Raw genomic sequence first — 19,884 nt, forward strand, 5'->3', positions numbered from 1 at the left:
CTCCGCTCATCTCGCGGAGCGAGATGGCTACTTTCGCCGCTTCTGCGCGCGCTTGTGCCCGTGACCGGGTTTGCGCGGAGCCGCTGTTTGGCGGGGTTCACGATCAGGCGGGCCTCGGCGTTCCTGCCGCTCGGAACGATCCTGGCGCGTCGGCCTGTCGCGTGAGGGAACAAGCATGAAATCCACCTGCTTCTTGAAGCTGTCCACCTTGTAGATCTGCACGACGAGGTTGTCGCCGAGACGAATCACGCGGCGCGTGTGACGGCCCGTGAGCTGACGGGTGGCGGGATCGAAGATGAAGAAGTCATCGGGAATGGCCGAAAGCGGCACGACGCCGCTGAGGCCGAGATCCGGCACATCAACGAAGAAGCCAAAGTTTCGCACATCGGTGACGAGCGCGGCATAAGGCTGCGGCTTTTTCGAGGCGATCTGGGCCTTGAGGTAGGCGTAGAGCTTCACCTCCTTGCTGTCTCGCTCAGCATCGGAGGAGTTCTTTTCCGTGGTGCTGATGTGATCGGCGATCTGCTTCGCAATGCCGACTTGAAGCTCCACCTTGTCGAACAACGAGCGATGCACGACGAGATCGGCGTAGCGGCGGATCGGCGAGGTGAAATGCGTGTACTTCGTCTTCGCGAGGCCGTAATGCCCGAGCGGCTCCACGGCGTAACGTGCGCGCATGAGCGAGCGCAGGAAGCCGATCTTCAACGCGGGGCCAATCGGCAGCGTGCCGAGCTTGCTGAGCAGTTTCTGCACCTCAGGACGATGCGTGAGGTTTCCGCACGGCACGCGATGGCTGAGCACGTCCTCACGATAATCATTGAGCCGCTTTTCCTTGGGCGACTCGTGAATGCGATATACGGAAGGACGGTTCAAGCCCATGAGACGGCCAGCGACAGCCTCGTTGGCCAGCAGCATGTATTCCTCGATCAACTGATGCGAGACATCGTTCTCGATGCGCTCGATGCGCAGCACCTTGCCCTGCTCATCGAGCCGGATCTTGTTCTCCGGGAAGTCGAGATCGAGCGAGCCGTTCTTGAAGCGATGATGACGTATCTTCTGCGCCATGGCGTGCGCATCATGCAGCATCTGCTCAGTCTCATTTGCTGGCGGCACCTGAATGGCCGCAAACGCCTCCTTATAAGTAAAGCGACGCTTCGAGCGGATCACGGCGGCGTAAAACTTCGAGCTGACGACACTTCCATCCTTCGACAGCACGAACTCCACGCACTTCGTCAAACGGTCCACGTTCGGCTTCAGCGAGCACAGTTCGTTGCTCAGCGCCTCCGGCAGCATCGGAATCACGCGATCCACGAGGTAGGTCGAATTGCCGCGCTTCCTGGCCTCGACATCCAAAGCACTGCCCGGCAGCACATAATGGGACACATCGGCGATGTGAACCCACAACTGCCACTGATCGCCATGTTTTTGAATGCAGATTGCATCATCAAAATCTTTCGCGTCATCAGGATCGATCGTGATGACGTTATGCGGTCGGCAATCAACTCGGTGGGCGCATTCCTGCGCACTCGGCTGGTTGTCCGGTCGCGACTTGGCAATCGTCTGCGCCTCATGCAGCACGTTCTTCGGAAAATGCAGCGGCAGGTCGTAATGACGAAGCACGGAGAGCATATCGACACCCTCCTCATCCGGCGGACCGAGCACTTCGATGATCTCGCCCTCCGGCGCGGTCTGCTTGGACTCCCACTGCGTGATTTCCACGACCACCTTGTCCCCCACGTTCGGCTTGCGGCCCACGTCGCGGGGTTCGGACACATAGATCGCCCCAGGCAGGCGCGGATCATCCGGCGTGACGTGCAGGAACTGCTTCGAGCGCTGCAAGGTGCCGACAAACTGCGTGCGCTTGCGCTCCAGCACACGCACCACGCTGCCGCTGTTGTCCGTCTGTCCCGGCTTCACATCCAGACGCACCAGCACACGATCGCCATGCATCGCCGTGCCCGTGTCCCTGTCCGAGATGCTGATCTCGGTGATGCCCGCCTCGTCCGGCTGCACAAAACCACGCCCGCCGCGGGTGATCTGAATCACACCGGGGACCAAGTCCGCCTCCTTCGCCACGATGTAGCGATTGCCCTTCGTGCGGACGATTTTTCCCTGTTTCTCCAGGGTTTTGAGCAGGCTTTGCAGCACCTGCTGTTGATTGGGCTTCATGCCCAGTTGGGAAAGCAGCTCCGGCACATTCGAGGGCACATAGTCCTCACTGCCAAGCAGCTTCAATAATTTCAGTTCCATCCGCCAGCATGGCACTAAAGCGCAAAAAGACGAATCATTCGTCAGCCAGCCAGCGGAGGCGGCCGGAACTCGCGGTTGATGACCCGCCGCAGCTTGCGCATCGCGTTGTCCAAAGCCTCGCGCGCCACCGCCAGCTCCGGTTCCAGCGCAGCGTCCACCGGTGTGCTCATCACACGCTCGAAGCGGTCCAGCAGTGCCTGGCCGTCCTCCCGCAGTCCGTTTTGCTCGATCAGATCACGCACCAGCGCTGCCTGTGCGCGTGTTTCGAGGATCAACTTCATCGCCTCGGGCTCAGTCGTCTCGCCCGTCTCCATCAGCCGGAGCTGCTGGCAATGAAACAGCCGACAGCGCGTTGGTCGCTTCTCATAAACCGTGCATCTCAGCTCCTTCAGCGCCGCGCACGGCTGCTCCATGTGAAACTCACCGTTACGGCTGCGGATCTTCAACCCCAGCTTCCCGAGCTCCGCCGCACAATCACCCGGCTGCATGCGCACGATTTGAAACATCGTCCCGTCACAGCACATCCCGCACGCCGTGCAGAGGCGCGAGGCGGCTTCGGTGAAGTTTTCCGCACTCATGGTCAGTCACGAATTTGGGCGGCGCGTTCGAGCACTTGAAGGGTCTGCCTCACATTGGCTTCCAAATCGAGCGGCTGGTGTGTTTTCACCGGACCCACATTGCCTCGCGCCCGCCAGTGATTCACGCACATGCCCAGCGCGGAAAAATCACGCGGATCGTCGAGGACGTGGCCGTTGACGCCGGGTTCGATCAATTCGGACGCACCGTTGAAACTGGTGGTAATGACGGGAATGCCCGTGGCGAGCGCTTCGCTCACCACATTCGAACAAGGCTCGTAAATCGGCAGAAACGTGAGCAGATCGGCCGCCGCGTAGACCGTTTCGACATCTGAAAGCGGCCCGGCGAGGATGACGTTCGGCGGCACCCTGCCACGCATGCGGTCCCGCGTGACGACCAGGAGTTTGAGCCGGGGATCGTCACTGCGCCCAGCCATGAACTTGAGCAGCCAGGGCAGTCCCTTGCGCTCCCAGCCGGAGCCGACGAAGACGAGTACGAAATCATCTTCTGCGAGGCCGAAACGCTGCCTTGCAGCAGCACGATCCACATTCTGGAATCGCCGAACCTCCACACCGTTGCGGACGAGATGCACACGCTCCTGCGGGAAGGCGGGAAAGTGTCGGGCGATCTCGCCGCGCACCATCTCGGAGTTCACGATGACGTGCCTCGTGTTCACCGGGTCAAACGTTTGCGCTTCGAGCTCCAGCATGTTGCGATGAAAGGCTCCCAGGCCGATGAGCGGTCGTTTCCACCACGGCGCAAACTGTTTGCGGCGCTCCAGCCACACACGATGCAGGCCGTCTCCAGCACGATACACGTCCTGCTTCAGCGTGCGCTCCAGGCTGAAGACGCAGTCGAACTTTTCCTGCTGCAAAGCGGCGTTCACGCCCTCGGCGAAACGCAGCGGTCGTTCGGCGCGTGAGGCATTGACGTTGATGGTGTGGAACTGCACGCCCGTGGCCTGCCCCTGCCATTTTTCGGCAAACAGGTGCGTCTCATGGCCTGCGGACACAAGCGCGGCCAGCAAACGCTGCACATACAGCTCCGCACCACCGGTGGCGGAAAACTGGCGGCGGATGAGGGCGAGTTTCATGCGCTAGGACTGCTTCTGCCGCCATTCCTCGAAACTCGCCTTCGGCGTGCGATAGACCGAGCCACAGCGCGGACAGGTGATCTGGGCGATGCCGTCCTCGAAAATGTGGTCCAGATCGTCCTGCGGCAGGCGCATGATGATGGGCATGAGCCGCTCCACCGAGCAGCCGCAGTCAAACATGTAGCCGCGCGTCTCCAGCAGGGTGAGATGCTCGGTCGTTTCGAGTTCTAGCACGTTTTCCAGCGCCAGCTCAGAGAGCCAGATCTCGTCGCAGTCAGGCTCGGCGGAGATTTGCACAAACTCCTCGTCTTCGAGCCGGAAGAAGCGCGTGAGACGCTGCTCGCTGGTGGTGTAGAACGCCTCAACGGCCTTCAGCATGTCGTCGCCGTGGAATTCGATCATGCTCTGACGCGGCTGATGATCCGGGCGCGTGGTTTGCGCGATGAACATCGCCTCGCCCTCCTGGCGCACGTCCTCGGTGAAAACGCGACCAGTCACACGGCCGGGCCGTGTGCTGCCGGTGACGAAGACATTCGCCCGCTGCGGCTCCTTCACATGGATCGTCCACGCGCAGCTCTCGTCCTGCGGTCGCGAGCACAGATGCAGCGCGAGGGCTGCAAGAGTGTCCTTCAGCATCTGGTCCAGGGATTCGGCATGCTGGATGCCGTGCTGCATCAGATGCAGGTAATAATCAAGGTACAGCGGGCTGAAACGGCCGCGCACCAGCAGCGCATTGCGCTTCCGCACGAAATAGGAGCGGAGTTCCACCACGGACAGGTCCGGTTCAAGCATCTGACTCATGCCCCTGCTATCTCACCGGAAAAAGCGGCACGCAAGCCTGCGCTACTGCCCGGCCACGCCGCGGAACTTCTGCCGGTAGGCGCTGGGCGTGGTGCCCATGACCTCGCGGAAGCGGCGGTTGAAGTTCGCCAGGTTGCGGTAGCCGCAGTCCATGGCGATGTCGGTGATGTTTCCCGCATCCTCGCCCAGCATGCGGCAGGCGCGACCGATGCGCACCTCGTTCACATATTCCGGCACCGTTTTGCCCGTGCGTGAATGGAAAAAGCGGCTGAAGGCCCCCAGGCTGAGGTGCGCCAGCTTCGCCAGCCGCTCGCGGTCGATCTCATCGGTCAGATGCGAGTGGATGAAATCCACCACGCGCTCCATGCGGTCCTGGTCGGCGGATTCGAGCTTCGGCTCGTAGCTGGCGCTGGCGAGCGTCTTCAGCTCATCCGAATTCGCCAGTGTGTCCAGGATGGCCAGCAGCTCGATCACACGGGCGAGTCCATCGCTCTGAGCGAGGCGTTTCATGTGCTCCGTCACAGCGGTGCGCGTGGCCCCGCGCACCGCCAGACCGCGAGCGGCGCGTTGCAAGAGTCGTCTGACCGGCTCCACCTCCGGCAGCGAGAAGAAATCGCGCCCCAAAAAGGTGTCGTCGAAGCGCACGATGATCGCATGCACCTGCCGCGCCTTGCCGCCGGTGTCCTGATGCCAGACGTGCGGCAGATTGGAGCCGAGCAACACGATGTCGCCATCCGTCAGCGTGCCGATGTTGTCCCCCACCACACGGTGCCCGCTGCTCTCAATGGCCAGCGTGAGCTGATACTCAGGGTGAAAATGCCAGCGCGTCCCATAGTCCGGCCCACGCACCACCTCGCAGTGGAACGACTCCCACTGGCGCTTGGGCACTTTTTCGAAGACAGGCTTCATGGGTAGGTTTGCAATGGTTGGCCGTTGTTGGCAGTGGTTTGCGATTGTTCAACCATTGCCAACGATAGCAAACAACTGCCAACCACCGCAAACTTCTTCTACACGTCATCATCCTTGTCATTGTCACCGGCCTTCCGGCCGCGCAGCTTGGCTTCCATGAAGGCGTCGAGGTCGCCGTCCATCACGGCCTGGACGCTGCTGGTTTTTTCACCGGTGCGGTGGTCTTTGACCATCTGGTAGGGCTGGAAGACGTAGCTGCGGATCTGGCTGCCCCAGCCGATGTCGCTTTTCTCGCCATACTGGCGGTCGATTTCGGCCTGACGCTTGTCTTCCTCGATCTGGAAGAGCTTCGCCTTCAACATCGCCATGGCTTTGGCGCGGTTCTTGGGCTGGCTGCGCTCGATCTGGCAGGCAACGATGACACCGCTGGGAATGTGTGTCAGTCGCACGGCGGTTTCGACCTTGTTCACGTTCTGGCCGCCCTTGCCGCCGGCACGGTAAGTATCGACGCGGAGGTCTTCATCGCGCACGACGATGTCGATCTCTTCTTCGGAATCCGGCGTGACATCAATCGAGGCAAAGGAAGTGTGGCGCTTCTTCGCCGCGTCAAAGGGCGAGATGCGCACAAGGCGATGCACGCCGCGCTCGGTTTGCAGGAAGCCGAAGGCATTTTCGCCGATGATTTCGAGCGTGGCGGAGCGTGTGCCCACGTCATCGCCAGCTTCGTGATCGATGAGTTCGACCTTGTAGCCGCGGCGCTGGCACCAGCGCTGATACATGCGCATGAGCATGTCCGCCCAGTCACAGGCCTCCGTACCACCGGCACCGGAGTGGATGGTGATGAAGGCATTGCCGCGATCAAACGGCCCGCTGAGGAGCTGGCTGAGCTCAAAGGCGCTCACGTCGTTTTCGAGCTTCGTGTGCTCCTGATCGACCTCGCGCCAGGTGTCCACGTCGCCCGCCTCTTTGGCGAGGTCGATGAGTCCGTCAAAATCTCCAGCCCGCTGCTCCAGATCCTGGAGCGGTCCGATTTTCTTTTTGATGACATTCGTGCGGTCGATCGTCTTCCGCGCCGCGTTCGCGTCATCCCAGAAGCCGGGGGCGCCCATGCGGTCCTCCAGCATTGCCAGCTCGTCTTTTAATTTCGGTACGTCAAAGATACCTCCGGAGCTCGCCCAACCTTGCCTTGAGTGCGGTGGTGTCGAGGGCTTGGAGGTCGGTGAGGATGGTCTTGCTGGTCTTTTCCATGCGGCGTAGATAATGGCTTGGGCGCGCGAGTTCAACGCCTTTGTCATCATGGAAAAAACCGAGGCCATCCTCATCGGACGCACGCGTTATGCGGAGACGAGTCTCATCGTGCAGTGGTGCTCGCCTGAGATCGGACTCTTCCGAACGATGGCGAAAGGTGCGCTGCGGCCCAAATCACCGCTCAATGGCGTGCTGGACCTCTTCGTCTCCGCCGAACTCCGCTTCGTGCGCAGCAAATCCGGCGACCTGCACACGCTGGCCGAGGCGCGTTGGACCAATCCACGTCTCGGCCTGCGTGAAAGCTACGGGCGCGTGCTCGCCGCGACTTACGTCGTCAAATTGATCACCCTCGTCGCCGAAACCGGCTCACCGATCCCCGAGATTCACGAACTGCTCGTCAAAGCGCTCGACTACCTCGCCGCGAAAGACCCCGTGCCAGCCCTGATCACACGCTTCGAACAACGCCTCGGTGAAATGCTCGGCATCATCCCCGAAGGCGAAACTGGCATGGCCGCCGCGGCGATTGAAGACAGCTTTCACCGCAAACTGCCCGTGCAGCGACGGCAGTTGGTGGATTGGATGGCGAAGCATTGATGGAACAGAGGCGCGAGAAGGGCCGGCTGGATTATTCCAGGAAAGCTGAATTTTTTGCGGGCAGGGCCGGAAAGTCCGGCTTAAATCCGGGCTGACCCCTCATTCATGGCATCCAGCACCAAGCACATTCATTTCATCGGCATCTGCGGCACCGCGATGGGCTCGACTGCGGTCGCACTCCGGGCACTGGGCCACCCAGTCAGCGGTTCGGACGAAAAAGTGTATCCTCCGATGAGTGATGTGCTGCGGGACGCGGGCATCCGTGTGACTGAAGGCTACCTGCCGGAAAACCTGCCGCTGAACGCCGATGTCTATGTCGTGGGCAACGCCATCTCACGCGGCAATCCCGAGCTCGAGGCGCTGCTGGAAAAGAAGCTGCCATATGTGTCGATGGCGGAGATGCTGAAGCGCGAGGTGATCCAGGGGAAGCGCAGCTTTGTGGTCACCGGCACGCATGGCAAAACGACGACGACAACGATGCTGGCGTGGATTTACGAGCATGCGGGCAAGAATCCGGGCTTCATGATCGGCGGAGTGCCGGAGAACTTCGAATCGGGCGCACGCTTCACGCATTCGGACCTGTTTGTCATCGAGGGGGACGAGTACGACACGGCCTACTTCGACAAGCGCAGCAAATTCCTGCACTACCTGCCGGAGTGCGCGATCGTGAACAACATCGAGTTCGATCACGCGGACATCTTTGAGAATCTGGACGCAATCCTTCTCTCGTTTCAGCGCTTCTTAAACACCGTGCCGCGCAACGGGCTGGTGCTGATCAATGGCGATGATGCAAACTGCCTCTCGCTGCGCGCCAAGTGCCCGGCACCGCTGAAAACGGTCGGTATGGGGCCGACCTGTGACTTCCGCATCAAGATCACGGCAGTGACGCCGGAGAGCACGGCTTTTGAGATCAACGGCGACGCTTTTGAAGTGCCCATGGTGGGCGAGTTCAACGCGCGCAACGCGGCGATGTGCGTGTGCGCGGCGCGTTTCGCCGGATTGAGCGATGATGAGATTCGAGCCGGCCTCATGAGCTTCCGTGGCATCCGCCGCCGCCAGCAGGAGCGCGGCACGGCGCATGGCATCACGGTGATTGATGATTTTGGTCATCATCCGACGGCAATCCGCGAAACGCTGCGCGGCCTGCGCCAGCGCTACAACGGCCGCCGCCTGTGGGCCTTGTTTGAGCCGCGCTCGAACACCAGTCGCCGCAACGTGCTGCAAAACGAATTGATCGAGGCGCTGGCCGAGGCGGATGCCTCCGTCATCGCCGCCGTGGCGAATCCCGAAAAAGTCGCCGCCGATCAGCGCCTGGACACCGTGAAGGTGGCCGCCGCCGTGACGGCGCGTGGCAAGCCGTGCTGGTTTGAGGTGAACACCGACGCCATTGTGAACCGCTTGAAGAGTGAAAGTCGGGATGGCGATGTGATCGTCGTTTTCAGCAACGGCGGCTTCGACGGCATCCACGACAAGCTCTTGAAGACGCTTTAGTGGACGATCTCCACCTCGTCGCCCACGGCGAGTTGTTGGAAGAACTCCCTGGCCTTCTCATAAGGCAGACGGATGCAGCCATGGGAGGCCGGACGTCCGGTGACGTAGCCGCTGTGCAGGCCGATGGCGCCGCAGTTCAGGCGCATGAACCATGGCATGGCCACATGATACAGCGTGGAGGTGTGCGAGCGGTGCTTGTCGGTGATGACATAGCGTCCGGCGGGTGTGTTGTAACCTTCGCGTCCAGTGGAGACGCTGGTGCTGTTGACGATGCGCCCCTGCTTCATGACCCAGGCGCGTTGGTTGGAAAGATCCACGGTGACCAGCGTGTCCGGCTCGGACTCAGGATCGCGCCCAAGAAGCACACGCATGAGAAAGAGGTAGCCCTGCGTGGCGGCGAAGTTGATCGGGTAACGATGATAGCGCGTGGTGCAGACACCGGGCTTTGCGCCCGCCTGTAGCAAGGTGACGGCTCCTTCGACATCACCGCGCGCGGCGCAGCAGATGAGAGGCGTGATGCCACGGTCGCTCTCCAGCGCGTTGCGCAGATCCTTGATCACACAGCGGTCAACGACTTGCTTCAGCACCGGCGTTTTGAATCGCGTGTTGGGATCGACGCCTGAATCGAGCAGGGCTTCGAGCACCGGCGCGTTGCGGCGCAGGGAGGCGAGGGCAATGGGCGGCTGTTGTTCGTGCGAAGGCTGGTTCAAGTCCACGCCAGCGAGCGCCAGTACTCGCACACACTCAGCGCGGCCCATGCGCACGGCGGCACAGAGCGGCGTGTCACCTCCCAGGGTTTTTTCATGCGGCGAGAAACCCTGCGCGATGATTCGGGCGAGATGAGCGGGGTCATCATTGAGCACCGCCTGATAAACCTGGGGTAGCGCGTCGGTACGCGGCATCAAGGTGGTCCAAAAATCAGTGATTGGGTCCACCAGTGGTCGCCAGACACGAGGTATGAAGGGATGCGGGGCGGCCTTTTTAACTGCTGCGATCCCAGGCTCGGCCCTGGAGGAAGGAGCGGGTGTGGATTTGGCTTTCGGCTGTGTCACTGCGCGTTGCAGCGCGGCCTTTTCCTCGCTGTCAGGGATTCGATGCGGCACGATGTCGGTCGCGCCATTGAGCCGCAGCGTGGCGCGGATTTCGGCCGAACTTTCAGACAACCGCGCCTGCCGAATTTGGCTTGTCTTGGCGGTGGGAAGTCTGGCCGCCTCCATGCGAAACAGATCATGGTTCTTGAGCAGATGGATGAGGCTGCCACAAACTCCAACGCCGACGATGGGCGGGAGCACGCAGGCGCTGAGCATGTTGAGCCACCGGCTTTTCATTTTTGAGTCACAAGGCTGCCACCGATAACAAAAATGACCGGTGTGTCGAGCGACGTTTTCCCAATGCAAACACCATGCCATGCGGGAGAAGCCTTTTTCATGAGGCATCAGCAGGTAGTTATGGAAATTCAAACGTGTGATGAGATCGTACTAGCATGTTGTCGCGCCATAAGACCTCTCCTCTCTCCCGCATGCGGGGCATGGCGGCGGTGTGGGTGTTGTCATGGATGGGCGCTGCTCCATGCCAGGCCATTTTGTTTTACGACACGGGAGATGCCAATCACAATACCACCGCGCCCACCGGCCTCTTCGCGGACTCCGGCTGGCAGTTTGAGGGCAAGTATGGCTCTTATCTCGGCACCATCATCGCGCCGCAGCACTTCATCACCGCGCAGCATTACGGCACGCAGGGCGGCACGTTCGTCCACAGCGGCATCTTCAACGGCGGTTCGGATGTGGTTTACAACATCGACCTCGCTGCCAACAGCGGCACGGGCTACTGGGACATCGCGGGAACCGATCTGCGCATCTTCAGGGTGCAGGAATACTTTCCTGATTACGCCCCGCTGTACACCGGCGTTCTCGAAGTCGGCATGACCCTGGTAACCCACGGCATGGGTGGTGTGCGTGGTGCCGAGGTTCTCGTGGGTGCTGACCTGCACGGCTGGGAGCACACGGGAGCCGACGGCGTGGCGCGCTGGGGCACCAATACCGTGGGCAGCATCTACTCCACCGCGCTCGGCGATCTGCTCACCGCCAGCTTCAGCGCCAGCGGCACCCTGCATGAGGCCTCGCTCTCCGGCGGCGACTCCGGCGGAGGTGTTTTCGTCAATGACGGCGGCGTGTGGAAGCTCGCGGGCGTGAACTACAGCATTGACGGCCGCTTCGATACGAACAACACCACGGGGGACGGCTCGGATTTTGACGCGGCTTTGTTTGATCGCGGCGGGTTGTACCAAGGTTCCGATGCGTTCGGTTGGTCATACAACCCCAATCTGCCGCTCGACAATCCCTCCAACCTCTACGCCTCGCGCATTTCGACCAATGCGGCGACCATCATGTCCATCGCGGTGGTTCCTGAGCCGCAATCCGCCCTGTTGGTGATGCTCTCCGTATTGTGCGGCGTCTTTCAGCGCCGCCGTATCACGCCGCAGCCTTGATCTCGGCAAAAATCAGCCTGCCCGCGCTCGTTGGCAGCGTGCCGGAGACCACCACATCCACGGTCTGGCCGATTTGCGGCGCAGCGTTGTTCACCACAATCATCGTGCCGTCTGGCAGGTAGCCGACGGCTTGATGCTTGTCCTTGCCCGGCTTGCTCAGCGGCAGGCGCAGCTCATCGCCCACGCTCAGTTCGGGGTGCAGTGCCCCCGCCAGCTCATGGAAGCTCAGCACTGTGATACCGCGCAGACGGGCCACCTTGACGAGGTTGTCGTCGTTGGTGAGCAGGCGGGCGTTCAGCTCCCGCGCCAATGTCACCAGACGCGTGTCCACCGGCGTGTCGGGATTGCCGCCGGCGTCCTCGTGAATCGAAACGCTCATGCTTGGTATCAAGCGCAGCTTTTCCATCATCTCCAGGCCGCGCTTGCCGCGCATCGCTTTCGTCGGCTCGGCGGAGTCGGACAGACGCTGCAGCTCATCGAGCACAAAGCGCGGCACCACCAGCGCCCCGCTGAGAAAGCCGGTGGCAAAAACACCTGGCAGCCGGCCGTCGATGATCACATTCGTGTCCAGCAGCATCGGCTCGCCTTCCGAGCCATCACGACGAAAGCGCACATAGGGAATCAGAAAGGCAAACTGATCACGGTCGCTGCGCAGCGCGAAGGTGACGCCGAAAAACGCCAGCGTGCCGTAGATGCAGATCTCCACGATGTTCTGGATCATGACGCCATCGGCATGATTTTGGAAGTAGGCGAGCTGGAACACGCCAATGCGTGTGATCAGCCATGCGCAGAACAACCCCACCGCCAGCCCCAGTGTCGCGTGTGAGAAATCACGCAGCGTGAAATGCGCGAAGATCGAGTCCAGCAACAGCAGCAAACCCATGAATGCCGCTCCGCTCACCGCCCCGGTCCAGGCTTCCTGCTGCAGGCCCACCGCGATCGCCATGCCGATGAACACGGAGAAGGCAAAAAACAGCGCGCGCACAAGGCGGATGGACCAGGAGGTTTTCATCAGTTGAGGCAGGGATTAAAAGCGAAACATCCGCCGGGCAAAAGGAATCTCCCCGGATTTCATCACGGCTTGAACACCGCGCCACCCCGCCGCGTGAACTGCAGCCCGATACCGGCTCCTTCAAAGGCGAGTCCCAGCTCACGTTCCAAATCCTCGACGCTCCGCCCTGCCAGGATGAACTCGCTCACCGCCTGCTTTAGAGGCATCCCTTTCTCCAGTGCCCGCAGGAAAGCCGTCAAGCCTGCCGCGTCGCCTGAGCGGTCGAGTTGTTGAAGATAATAGGTCAGCAGCAGCGCCGAGGCCTCGTTCTCATTGGCGGCGGGAGTCTTCTGGCCGGCAGCCCAGGCTTTTTCGTCCATGGCCAGCAGTTCGGCCAGCTTCAGCATGCCGAAACGAACGGAGTCTCCCATCTGCCGCGCTCCGCGATCGCGAAGTTCCGCCTTCAGCCGGTCCGCAGAGCCGGGTGCGTCGGTCGCCAGCCATACGGGCAAAACATCGGCTGCTGATGCAGCGCCGTCTGGCTGCGACTCCACCTTCTCCAGCACAGGCTCCTTCTGGACCGCGTACGCGGTTAGTTCGGCTGGCTTCGCCGTCTCCAGCAGCAGTTTGAGGCTGCGTGCTTCGACCAGCGGTGATTCGCGGACGGCGTAGGCTGGCTCTGGGTTCGGAATCTCACGTTTCAGCAAGAACACGCCTGCTGTGACGCTCATCACTGCCACCATGATCACGCTCACTCGCGCCGCCGTCTTTAGACGTGGCTTCCCACGCCGATGCCGTTTGCGAACGACTTCAGTTGGGGACTCAGCCGCGCCAGGAGGGCGCATGGCAGCGTGGGCATGCATGACACACGGAACTGACCAGGTAAAAGCGCAAGTCGTCAAGCTCTCTTAACCAAAGCGTGCCTCATTGCATCATCGCCTGCGCCTTCTCCGCCACCACCGGCTCATCACGAAACACCGCCAGCGCCGGACGTTGCAGATGCGGATCTTCATCCAGCGTCTTCTCGGCAAGCTGACGCGCCAAGCGCACCAAACGCGTGTCCGCCAGCAGCTCGCCAAACAGCAGCGGCGCCTGCCCGCTCTGCGCATGGCCCAAAACATCGCCTGGTCCACGACGCCGCAGGTCTTCTTCGGCAATTTGGAATCCGTCGCTCGTCTCCTCCATGATCGCGAGGCGCTGGCGGTTCTCCTCGTCCTTGTCCTCCACAAACAGCACACAATAGCTCGTGTGCGCCCCGCGCCCAATGCGCCCGCGAAGCTGATGAAGCTGCGCCAGCCCAAACCGGCCCGCGTCGTGAATGAACATGACCGTTGCGTTTGGCACGTCGATGCCCACCTCGATCACCGTCGTCGAAACCAGCGCGTCCAGCTTGCCCGCGCGGAAGCGTTTCATCACATCCTCCTTCTCCTCCGCGCTCATCCGACCGTGCAGCAGCCCGACTTCGCAAGGTGCGAGCAGTTTGGACCATTCCTCATGCCCTTTTGTCGCCGCACCGGCCTCCAGCTTCTCGGATTCATCAATCAGCGCATACACGATGTAGCCCTGGCGGCCTTCCTCGATCTGCTCGCGCAAAAAATTCGCCGCATCCTTCAGTTTCGTCTTCGGTCGCACCTTCGTGATGATCTTCACGCCATCACGCGGCTTTTGGTCGATCGTCGAGACCTCCAGATCGCCGTAGATCGTCAGCGTCAGCGTGCGCGGGATCGGCGTGGCCGTCATCACCAGCACATCCGGCGTGTCACCCTTGCGAATCAGCTTCGCCCGCTGCGCCACGCCAAACTTGTGCTGCTCGTCGATGATCACGATCCCCGTGTTGTGCATCAGCTCCGCATCATGCAGCAGCGCGTGCGTGCCGATGACGATCGATGGAGCGCACGCGTCCCGCGTGCCGTGCTCCGCGTCTCGCGGAGCACCGTCCCCTGACGGCCAGAGCCATGCATACTCTTCCTCCGGTCCCACCAGCCCCGCCTCCTGCGGATTCCCCACAATATACTCAAATTTCTCCCGCAAGTCCGCCTCCGAACGGATCAGCCGGTCAAACGACTCCTTCTCCCACACCCGCTGATCCTGCCATCCTGCCTTCACAATCTCATGCGCCGTGAAGGATTTGAGCGAATGCAGAATGTCCGCCAGCTTATGAAACACCGGTGCATCGGCTCCAGGCTCACGTTCGCTAATCGCAGGCTCAATGAGCATGTGGACGTGATCTGGCATCACGCATGCCGCATAGAGGTGGTAGCGATTCCCGTGAAAGTGGCGGATCGCATCCAGTACGATCTGCCTGGCGTTTTCCGGCAGCTTGCGTCTCGCCGCCGTGCTGAACGTGACGAAGTACTTCGCCCAGGGCCGCTCGAAGTGCGGCAATCGTCTGCGGGAGTAGCGGGTTTCTTGCGAGGACGCCGGGTGAGTTTCCCGCGAGACGCGGGAACCAGCACGCGGGACGCGTGCGCTCCTCTCCATCAATTCCAAGCCATCACCGTCTTCGCGCTTGGATCCCGTCCGCAACGCCACGCGCAGGCCCAGCGGCTCCAGCCACTTTCGCGCATTGATCGCATGCTGTTCGGCCAGAATCTGCGTGGGAGCCATCAGCACGGCCTGACGACCGGATTCAACCGCCCTCAGCATCGCCGCGAAGGCCACCACCGTTTTGCCGCTGCCCACATCGCCGTGCAGCAGGCGGTTCATCGGCGCGCCGGAGGCCATGTCGCGATGAATCTCCTCCAGGCAGCGCTGCTGCGCCGTCGTGAGCTGGAAAGGCAGTTCGTTGAAAAAATCGCGCAGCAACTCGCCCGTGCCGATTTGTTTGCGCCCGCCCGATTCGATCACGCGCCGCTTGCGCCGCGCCACGCGGAGCTGGTAGCCGTAGAACTCCTCCAGCGCCAGATAGCGCCGCGCCTGCTCCAGTTTCTCCATGCTTGCAGGAAAATGCCCCTCCCGCAGCGCCAGTGAGCGCGTCAGGCCTGCGAACTCGCCTTCCGCACTCGGCGTCGGCAGCAGATCCTCGCAAAACGCCCCCGGCAGCGCCTGACACACATGCCACGCTGCCACCCGCAGCGCCTTTTGCGTCATCGCTCCCTTCAAACGGTAGATCGGCGTGATGCGCCCGGTGTGAATCTGCTCCGCATCGTCATCCGCCCCGCCTTTGACGATCTCATACTCCGGGTGCGACATGCTCAGCCGGCCTTTCGAGTCCTTGATCACTCCATAGACGATCAATTCCTGCCCTTCGGCCAAAACCCGGCTCATGAACGGCATGTTCCACCACTTCAGCGTGAGCTGCTGGCCCAGCAGCCCCGTCGCATGCCGCACCACCGCCTCAAACACCCCGGAACGGCCGCCAAAGAACTTGTTCCCCGTCTTCGTCACCAAAACATGATGGCACGACGGCAGCAGCCCCGCCTGAAACGCCAGCGCCTGCATCTGCCGCCGATCCTCATGCCGAAATGGCAGATGCCACACCACATCCGCCACCGTTTTGATCCCCTCCCTCGCCAAAAGCCGCGCCGCATGCGCAGGCAGGCTGGGAACTTCGGCGAGAGACAGGTCGAGTGGAATCACCGCGTGAGATGGAATGCGTGAGTGGCAGTGTCAACAGGAGCGCACGCGTCCCGCGTGCTGTTTCCCGCGTCCTCGCGGGAAACCGTCCGAGGATCAGCGACTCCTGATTCGACGTTCTAGGATGCTACCATGTCTTGCAATGTCCTTCAGCGGGGACGCTGAAGTCTGCACGCGGGACGCGTGCGCTCCCTCCCAGACAAATGCGCTGCATGTGCGAACATTCGAAGGACATTCACAAAGAACAGGTCGGGTGGAACCACTACACTAGATCGAATCCCCCCCCCGAACGGAACCCTCATTTCGCCGGCATGGCTTTACCATCCTCACTCAAAAACACTTTGGAACTGAGATTGAATTCTGTATTAGACCCGTCGGTAAAGTAAGCGGCTGAGCCAAAATCAGAAGCATAGAGAAAACGGACTGTGTCCTTTCTGGACTCAAGTCGCCCACCGCGATAATAAAGAGTTCCGTATTGAAGTTTGGCGGCCATTTCATCAGGATCTCTACCAAGCTGTTCGATCATGCTCCAAAAGTCTTCTGCGGGCACAAAGTTGGAGTCGGTTGCCGTTCGATTCAAAAGGGCATGATTTAAATTCGATATCGCTGGTATCACGATGTGGGCATGCATTTCAGGACCCGGATCACTGACGCAGTGGAACATATAGGCCAGCAAAAGCGCCCCCCCTACAAGCAGAAAAATTCCTCTCCATTGTTGCTTCATAAATAGCCTCCAATCTCCTTCTCCATCACATAGTCATCCATGACAAAGCCACTGCCGATGTCACTGCATACGTCTTCGGTGAAGTGGAAGCCGTGGCGGAGGTAGGCGCGGATGGCGGGAGCGTTGCGTTTGTTCACGCGCAGGCGCACGAGTTTGCAGCGCAAGTCGCGGGCGCGGTCCTCGGCCCAGCGCAGGGTGAGGCCACCGAGGCCGTGGCCATGCACCTCGGGCAGGAGGTAGAGTTTGTTGATGAAGAGCACAGGCTCCAAGGCGAGCTTTTCAAACGAGATGTAGCCGACCGCCCCGCGCTCCTCGACCTCGACCAGCGCATACCACACGTCACGCGCCTGCATCTCGTGCGCCATGTTGCCGGGCTGATACCAGACGGAGAGCATGTAGCGAATTTGCTCGACGCTGATGATGCCAGGATAATACGCAAGCCAGATGGCATGCCCGAGCTGCTGCACCATGGGCAGTTCCTCCGGCCCGATGCGGCGGATGCGCGAGTGGAGCGGCTGTTTCACGCCCTGGATCGACTCCAGCGTGCGCTGCCAGAATTCGAGATCGTTGGCGGGTGAGAGTCTCTGCAAATGATCGGCGATTTGCTCGTGCGTCGGCTCCACAATCTGCTCCTCGCGGATTTGTTTTTGGTCGGATGGGAAATCTGCCTCCGGCAGCACGGTTTTGGCAAGATACCAGCAGGCCCAGGCACGCCAGGTGCGCAGCTCCTTGTTCGGCTCGACCATGCGCGTGGCCAGATGCTGCCAGTGGCGGCGCGGATTGCCGATAAACTGGCCTTCCACACGGCTCTGCATGACCCACACGAGCGCCGCATACGGCAGCGGCCATTTCGCCAGAATGGGTTCGCTCGCCTTCAACGGCAACGAGAGCGCCCGGTTGATGAGCAGGATGCTTTTGGCCGGAAAACCCTCGCGCCACAGGCTCTGCGCGTAATGCAGTGCCGTTTCATAGAATAACGGCCCACGCTCGCTGCCCAGCTCCTCAATGTCCGTGTGATCGTAATGACGATTCTCCTCCGGCAGCAACGGACAGGGCGGATTGATCCACGCGTTATGTCGCATGGTCAGTCAATGCTTAAGCTGCGTGGCATCTTCGGGCAGAGCAGTGATGCGGCGGCCTTTTCTGGCTCGTCTTTGAGGAAGAACAGCAGCCGTCCACGACGGTCGTACACCCAGACTTCCTTGGCACCCGCTTCGAAGTAGAGGCGGCGCTTTTCCTCGATCTCGCCACGCTTGTTGCCAGGAGAAACAACCTCGACGCAAATCTCCGGCGCACCCTTGAGCGCCACGCGGCCACCCACCTGCACAAGCCGCTTCTTCGAGAGCCACACCACATCTGCGACCTTGATGCCCTCACTTGTGGAGATGGGGCACTCGACAGTCACTTTGCCGGCAGGCGCATGCATCTCGATGAGCTTGGCGAGGTCGTATTGTTTGCCGCCATGAGAGAATTCGGTGTAGCACATCATAATCGTGTTTCCGTAGCGGTCAGTTTCCACCCTGCCCGGCCAGTTGCGGACCATTGGATCGCGCCCGATCTTCTCCCAGCGGTCGATGTTGAAGACCGTCTGGTTTTTGACCTTCGGGATGGAAAGCAGGGCGTTCATGGCGGGAGTCTGGCACATCATCCTTCCTGCTTCAACTCCCACGCCTTCGCGCGGCCAAGCGCACGATTCCAACCCGCCGTGATTTTGGCGCGGGCGGCAGCTTTCATGGCCGGTTTGAATTTGCGATCCATCTGCCAGTGCTTCGCGATGTCGGCCACGTTCTTCCAGAAGCCGACGGCAAGTCCGGCGAGACAGGCGGCACCGAGCGCGGTGGTTTCATTCACTTTCGGACGCACGACGGGCACGCCGAGCAGGTCGCACTGCATTTGCATGAGCAGGTTGTTCACGCACGCGCCGCCATCGACGCGGAGTTCCTTCAGCTTGATGCCCGCATCGGCCTCCATGGCCTTCAAGATGTCCATGACCTGCAAGGCGATGCCTTCCAGCGCCGCACGCGCGATGTGCGCCGCCGTGGTGCCGCGCGTCATGCCCACGAGCGTGCCACGCGCATACGCATCCCAATGCGGAGCGCCGAGACCGGCAAACGCGGGCACGAGATAGACGCCACCCGTGTCCGGCACGCTCGCGGCGAGCGCTTCGACATCGGTGGATTTTTTGATGATGCCCAAACCATCGCGCAGCCACTGAATCGCCGCCCCGGCGATGAACACGCTGCCTTCCAGTGCGTATTCGGTGCGCCCGCCGATGCGCCAAGCGACGGTGGTGAGCAGTTTGTTCTTCGAGGCGATGGGCTTGGTGCCGGTGTTCATCAGCATGAAGCAACCGGTGCCATAGGTGTTCTTCACCATGCCCGGTTTCGTGCAGACCTGACCGAACAACGCCGACTGCTGATCCCCCGCAATGCCCGCGACAAGAATGCTGCCGCCGAGCAGCGAGGTCGAGCCAAACACGCCGCTCGAATCCTTCACCTCCGGCAGCATGGAGCGCGGCACGCCGAAGATCTTCAGCAGTTCATCGTCCCAATCGCCCTTGCGAATGTCGTAGAGCATCGTGCGTGAGGCGTTGCTGACATCGGTGGCATGCACCTTGCCGCCGGTGAGGTTCCACAGCAGCCAGGTGTCGATGGTGCCAAAGGCGAGTTCGCCCTTCGCAGCGCGGGCTTTCAATCCTTTCACATTTTGCAGCATCCACTGCACCTTCGTGGCGGAGAAGTAGGCATCGACGACGAGGCCAGTCTTGCGCTGGATGAGCTTGTCGAGCTTCTGCGCACGCAGCTTGTCGCAGATCGAGGCCGTGCGGCGGTCCTGCCAGACGATGGCGTTGCAAACCGGCTTCCCGGTCTTGCGATCCCACACCACGGTCGTCTCGCGCTGATTCGTGATCCCGATGGCGGCCACATCCGCCGCCTTGGCGCGCGCGGTTTGCAACACTTCCGCCGCAACCCCGGCCTGCGTGGCCCAGATTTCCTGCGCGTCATGCTCCACCCAGCCCGGTTTGGGGAAAATCTGCCGAAACTCCTTCTGTGCCGTCGCCACGATGCCGCCCTCGTGGTTGAACAAAATGGCGCGTGAGCTGGTGGTGCCTTGGTCGAGTGCGAGGATGTATTTCATGGCGC

At 61.2% G+C, this 19,884-nt stretch carries 17 protein-coding genes; 3 read left to right on the forward strand and 14 right to left on the reverse strand.

Annotated features, from left to right (window positions below):
* Positions 1-27 precede the first annotated feature (27 nt).
* From rnr to prfB, 6 genes are all read right to left on the reverse strand, one after another.
* The gene (gene rnr / locus ACILSI_RS03900) at positions 28-2,250 is read right to left on the reverse strand and encodes a ribonuclease R (RefSeq protein ID WP_395720536.1); all 2,223 of its coding nucleotides are present in this window, start codon (positions 2,248-2,250) and stop codon (positions 28-30) included.
* Between the two features lie 41 nt (positions 2,251-2,291).
* Positions 2,292-2,828: a YkgJ family cysteine cluster protein gene (locus ACILSI_RS03905; protein ID WP_395720537.1), complete on the reverse strand. Its 537-nt coding sequence runs from the start codon at positions 2,826-2,828 to the stop codon at positions 2,292-2,294.
* Between the two features lie 2 nt (positions 2,829-2,830).
* A complete protein-coding gene (locus ACILSI_RS03910) occupies positions 2,831-3,919 on the reverse strand; it encodes a glycosyltransferase family 4 protein (RefSeq protein ID WP_395720538.1) in 1,089 nt (362 codons plus the stop codon).
* 3 nt (positions 3,920-3,922) lie between these two features.
* Positions 3,923-4,720, reverse strand: a complete 798-nt coding sequence (locus ACILSI_RS03915) for an Hsp33 family molecular chaperone HslO (protein ID WP_395720539.1) — start codon at positions 4,718-4,720, stop codon at positions 3,923-3,925.
* A gap of 42 nt (positions 4,721-4,762) precedes the next feature.
* Positions 4,763-5,629 carry a helix-turn-helix domain-containing protein gene (locus ACILSI_RS03920; RefSeq protein WP_395720540.1) on the reverse strand — a complete coding sequence of 289 codons (867 nt, stop codon included), beginning with the start codon at positions 5,627-5,629 and terminating at the stop codon, positions 4,763-4,765.
* Between the two features lie 98 nt (positions 5,630-5,727).
* A protein-coding gene (prfB, locus tag ACILSI_RS03925) for a peptide chain release factor 2 (protein ID WP_395720541.1) occupies positions 5,728-6,877 on the reverse strand; the annotation gives its coding sequence in 2 pieces (ribosomal slippage) (positions 5,728-6,789 and positions 6,791-6,877; 1,149 coding nt in all).
* Between the two features lie 12 nt (positions 6,878-6,889).
* On the opposite strand from prfB, the gene recO reads away from it, so the two are divergent.
* Together recO and mpl are read left to right on the forward strand one after the other, a co-directional pair.
* On the forward strand, positions 6,890-7,471 hold the full coding sequence (gene recO, locus ACILSI_RS03930) for a DNA repair protein RecO (protein ID WP_395720542.1): 582 nt from the start codon (positions 6,890-6,892) through the stop codon (positions 7,469-7,471).
* 105 nt (positions 7,472-7,576) lie between these two features.
* Positions 7,577-8,962 carry a UDP-N-acetylmuramate:L-alanyl-gamma-D-glutamyl-meso-diaminopimelate ligase gene (mpl, locus tag ACILSI_RS03935; protein ID WP_395720543.1) on the forward strand — a complete coding sequence of 462 codons (1,386 nt, stop codon included), beginning with the start codon at positions 7,577-7,579 and terminating at the stop codon, positions 8,960-8,962.
* On the opposite strand, the gene ACILSI_RS03940 is transcribed toward mpl, so the two are convergent.
* Positions 8,959-10,269 carry a L,D-transpeptidase family protein gene (locus ACILSI_RS03940; RefSeq protein WP_395720544.1) on the reverse strand — a complete coding sequence of 437 codons (1,311 nt, stop codon included), beginning with the start codon at positions 10,267-10,269 and terminating at the stop codon, positions 8,959-8,961. The two genes, mpl and ACILSI_RS03940, sit on opposite strands and share 4 nt — an antisense overlap.
* A gap of 176 nt (positions 10,270-10,445) precedes the next feature.
* Between ACILSI_RS03940 and ACILSI_RS03945 the strand changes: the two genes are divergently transcribed.
* Positions 10,446-11,450, forward strand: coding sequence for a hypothetical protein (locus ACILSI_RS03945; RefSeq protein ID WP_395720545.1), 1,005 nt, complete (start codon positions 10,446-10,448; stop codon positions 11,448-11,450).
* Here ACILSI_RS03945 and ACILSI_RS03950 read toward each other — a convergent pair.
* The 7 genes from ACILSI_RS03950 to glpK form a co-directional block, all read right to left on the reverse strand.
* Positions 11,434-12,462 (reverse strand): PIN/TRAM domain-containing protein, encoded by a 1,029-nt coding sequence (locus tag ACILSI_RS03950; RefSeq protein WP_395720546.1) that lies wholly within the window; start codon positions 12,460-12,462, stop codon positions 11,434-11,436. The two genes, ACILSI_RS03945 and ACILSI_RS03950, sit on opposite strands and share 17 nt — an antisense overlap.
* A gap of 62 nt (positions 12,463-12,524) precedes the next feature.
* On the reverse strand, positions 12,525-13,172 hold the full coding sequence (locus ACILSI_RS03955; RefSeq protein ID WP_395720547.1) for a hypothetical protein: 648 nt from the start codon (positions 13,170-13,172) through the stop codon (positions 12,525-12,527).
* Positions 13,173-13,365: 193 nt separating this feature from the next.
* Complete coding sequence (locus ACILSI_RS03960) at positions 13,366-16,020, reverse strand: DEAD/DEAH box helicase (protein ID WP_395720548.1); 2,655 nt, start codon at positions 16,018-16,020, stop codon at positions 13,366-13,368.
* 295 nt (positions 16,021-16,315) lie between these two features.
* The gene (locus ACILSI_RS03965) at positions 16,316-16,741 is read right to left on the reverse strand and encodes a hypothetical protein (protein WP_395720549.1); all 426 of its coding nucleotides are present in this window, start codon (positions 16,739-16,741) and stop codon (positions 16,316-16,318) included.
* Positions 16,738-17,823 (reverse strand): GNAT family N-acetyltransferase, encoded by a 1,086-nt coding sequence (locus ACILSI_RS03970; RefSeq protein WP_395720550.1) that lies wholly within the window; start codon positions 17,821-17,823, stop codon positions 16,738-16,740. The genes ACILSI_RS03965 and ACILSI_RS03970 overlap by 4 nt, the downstream gene beginning before the upstream one ends.
* 2 nt (positions 17,824-17,825) lie before the next feature.
* Positions 17,826-18,368: a Uma2 family endonuclease gene (locus tag ACILSI_RS03975; protein WP_395720551.1), complete on the reverse strand. Its 543-nt coding sequence runs from the start codon at positions 18,366-18,368 to the stop codon at positions 17,826-17,828.
* Between the two features lie 17 nt (positions 18,369-18,385).
* On the reverse strand, positions 18,386-19,879 hold the full coding sequence (gene glpK / locus ACILSI_RS03980) for a glycerol kinase GlpK (RefSeq protein WP_395720552.1): 1,494 nt from the start codon (positions 19,877-19,879) through the stop codon (positions 18,386-18,388).
* Positions 19,880-19,884: the final 5 nt, after the last annotated feature.

It is taken from the genome of Prosthecobacter sp., assembly GCF_044232965.1.
Taxonomy (GTDB): Bacteria; Verrucomicrobiota; Verrucomicrobiia; order Verrucomicrobiales; family Verrucomicrobiaceae; genus Prosthecobacter.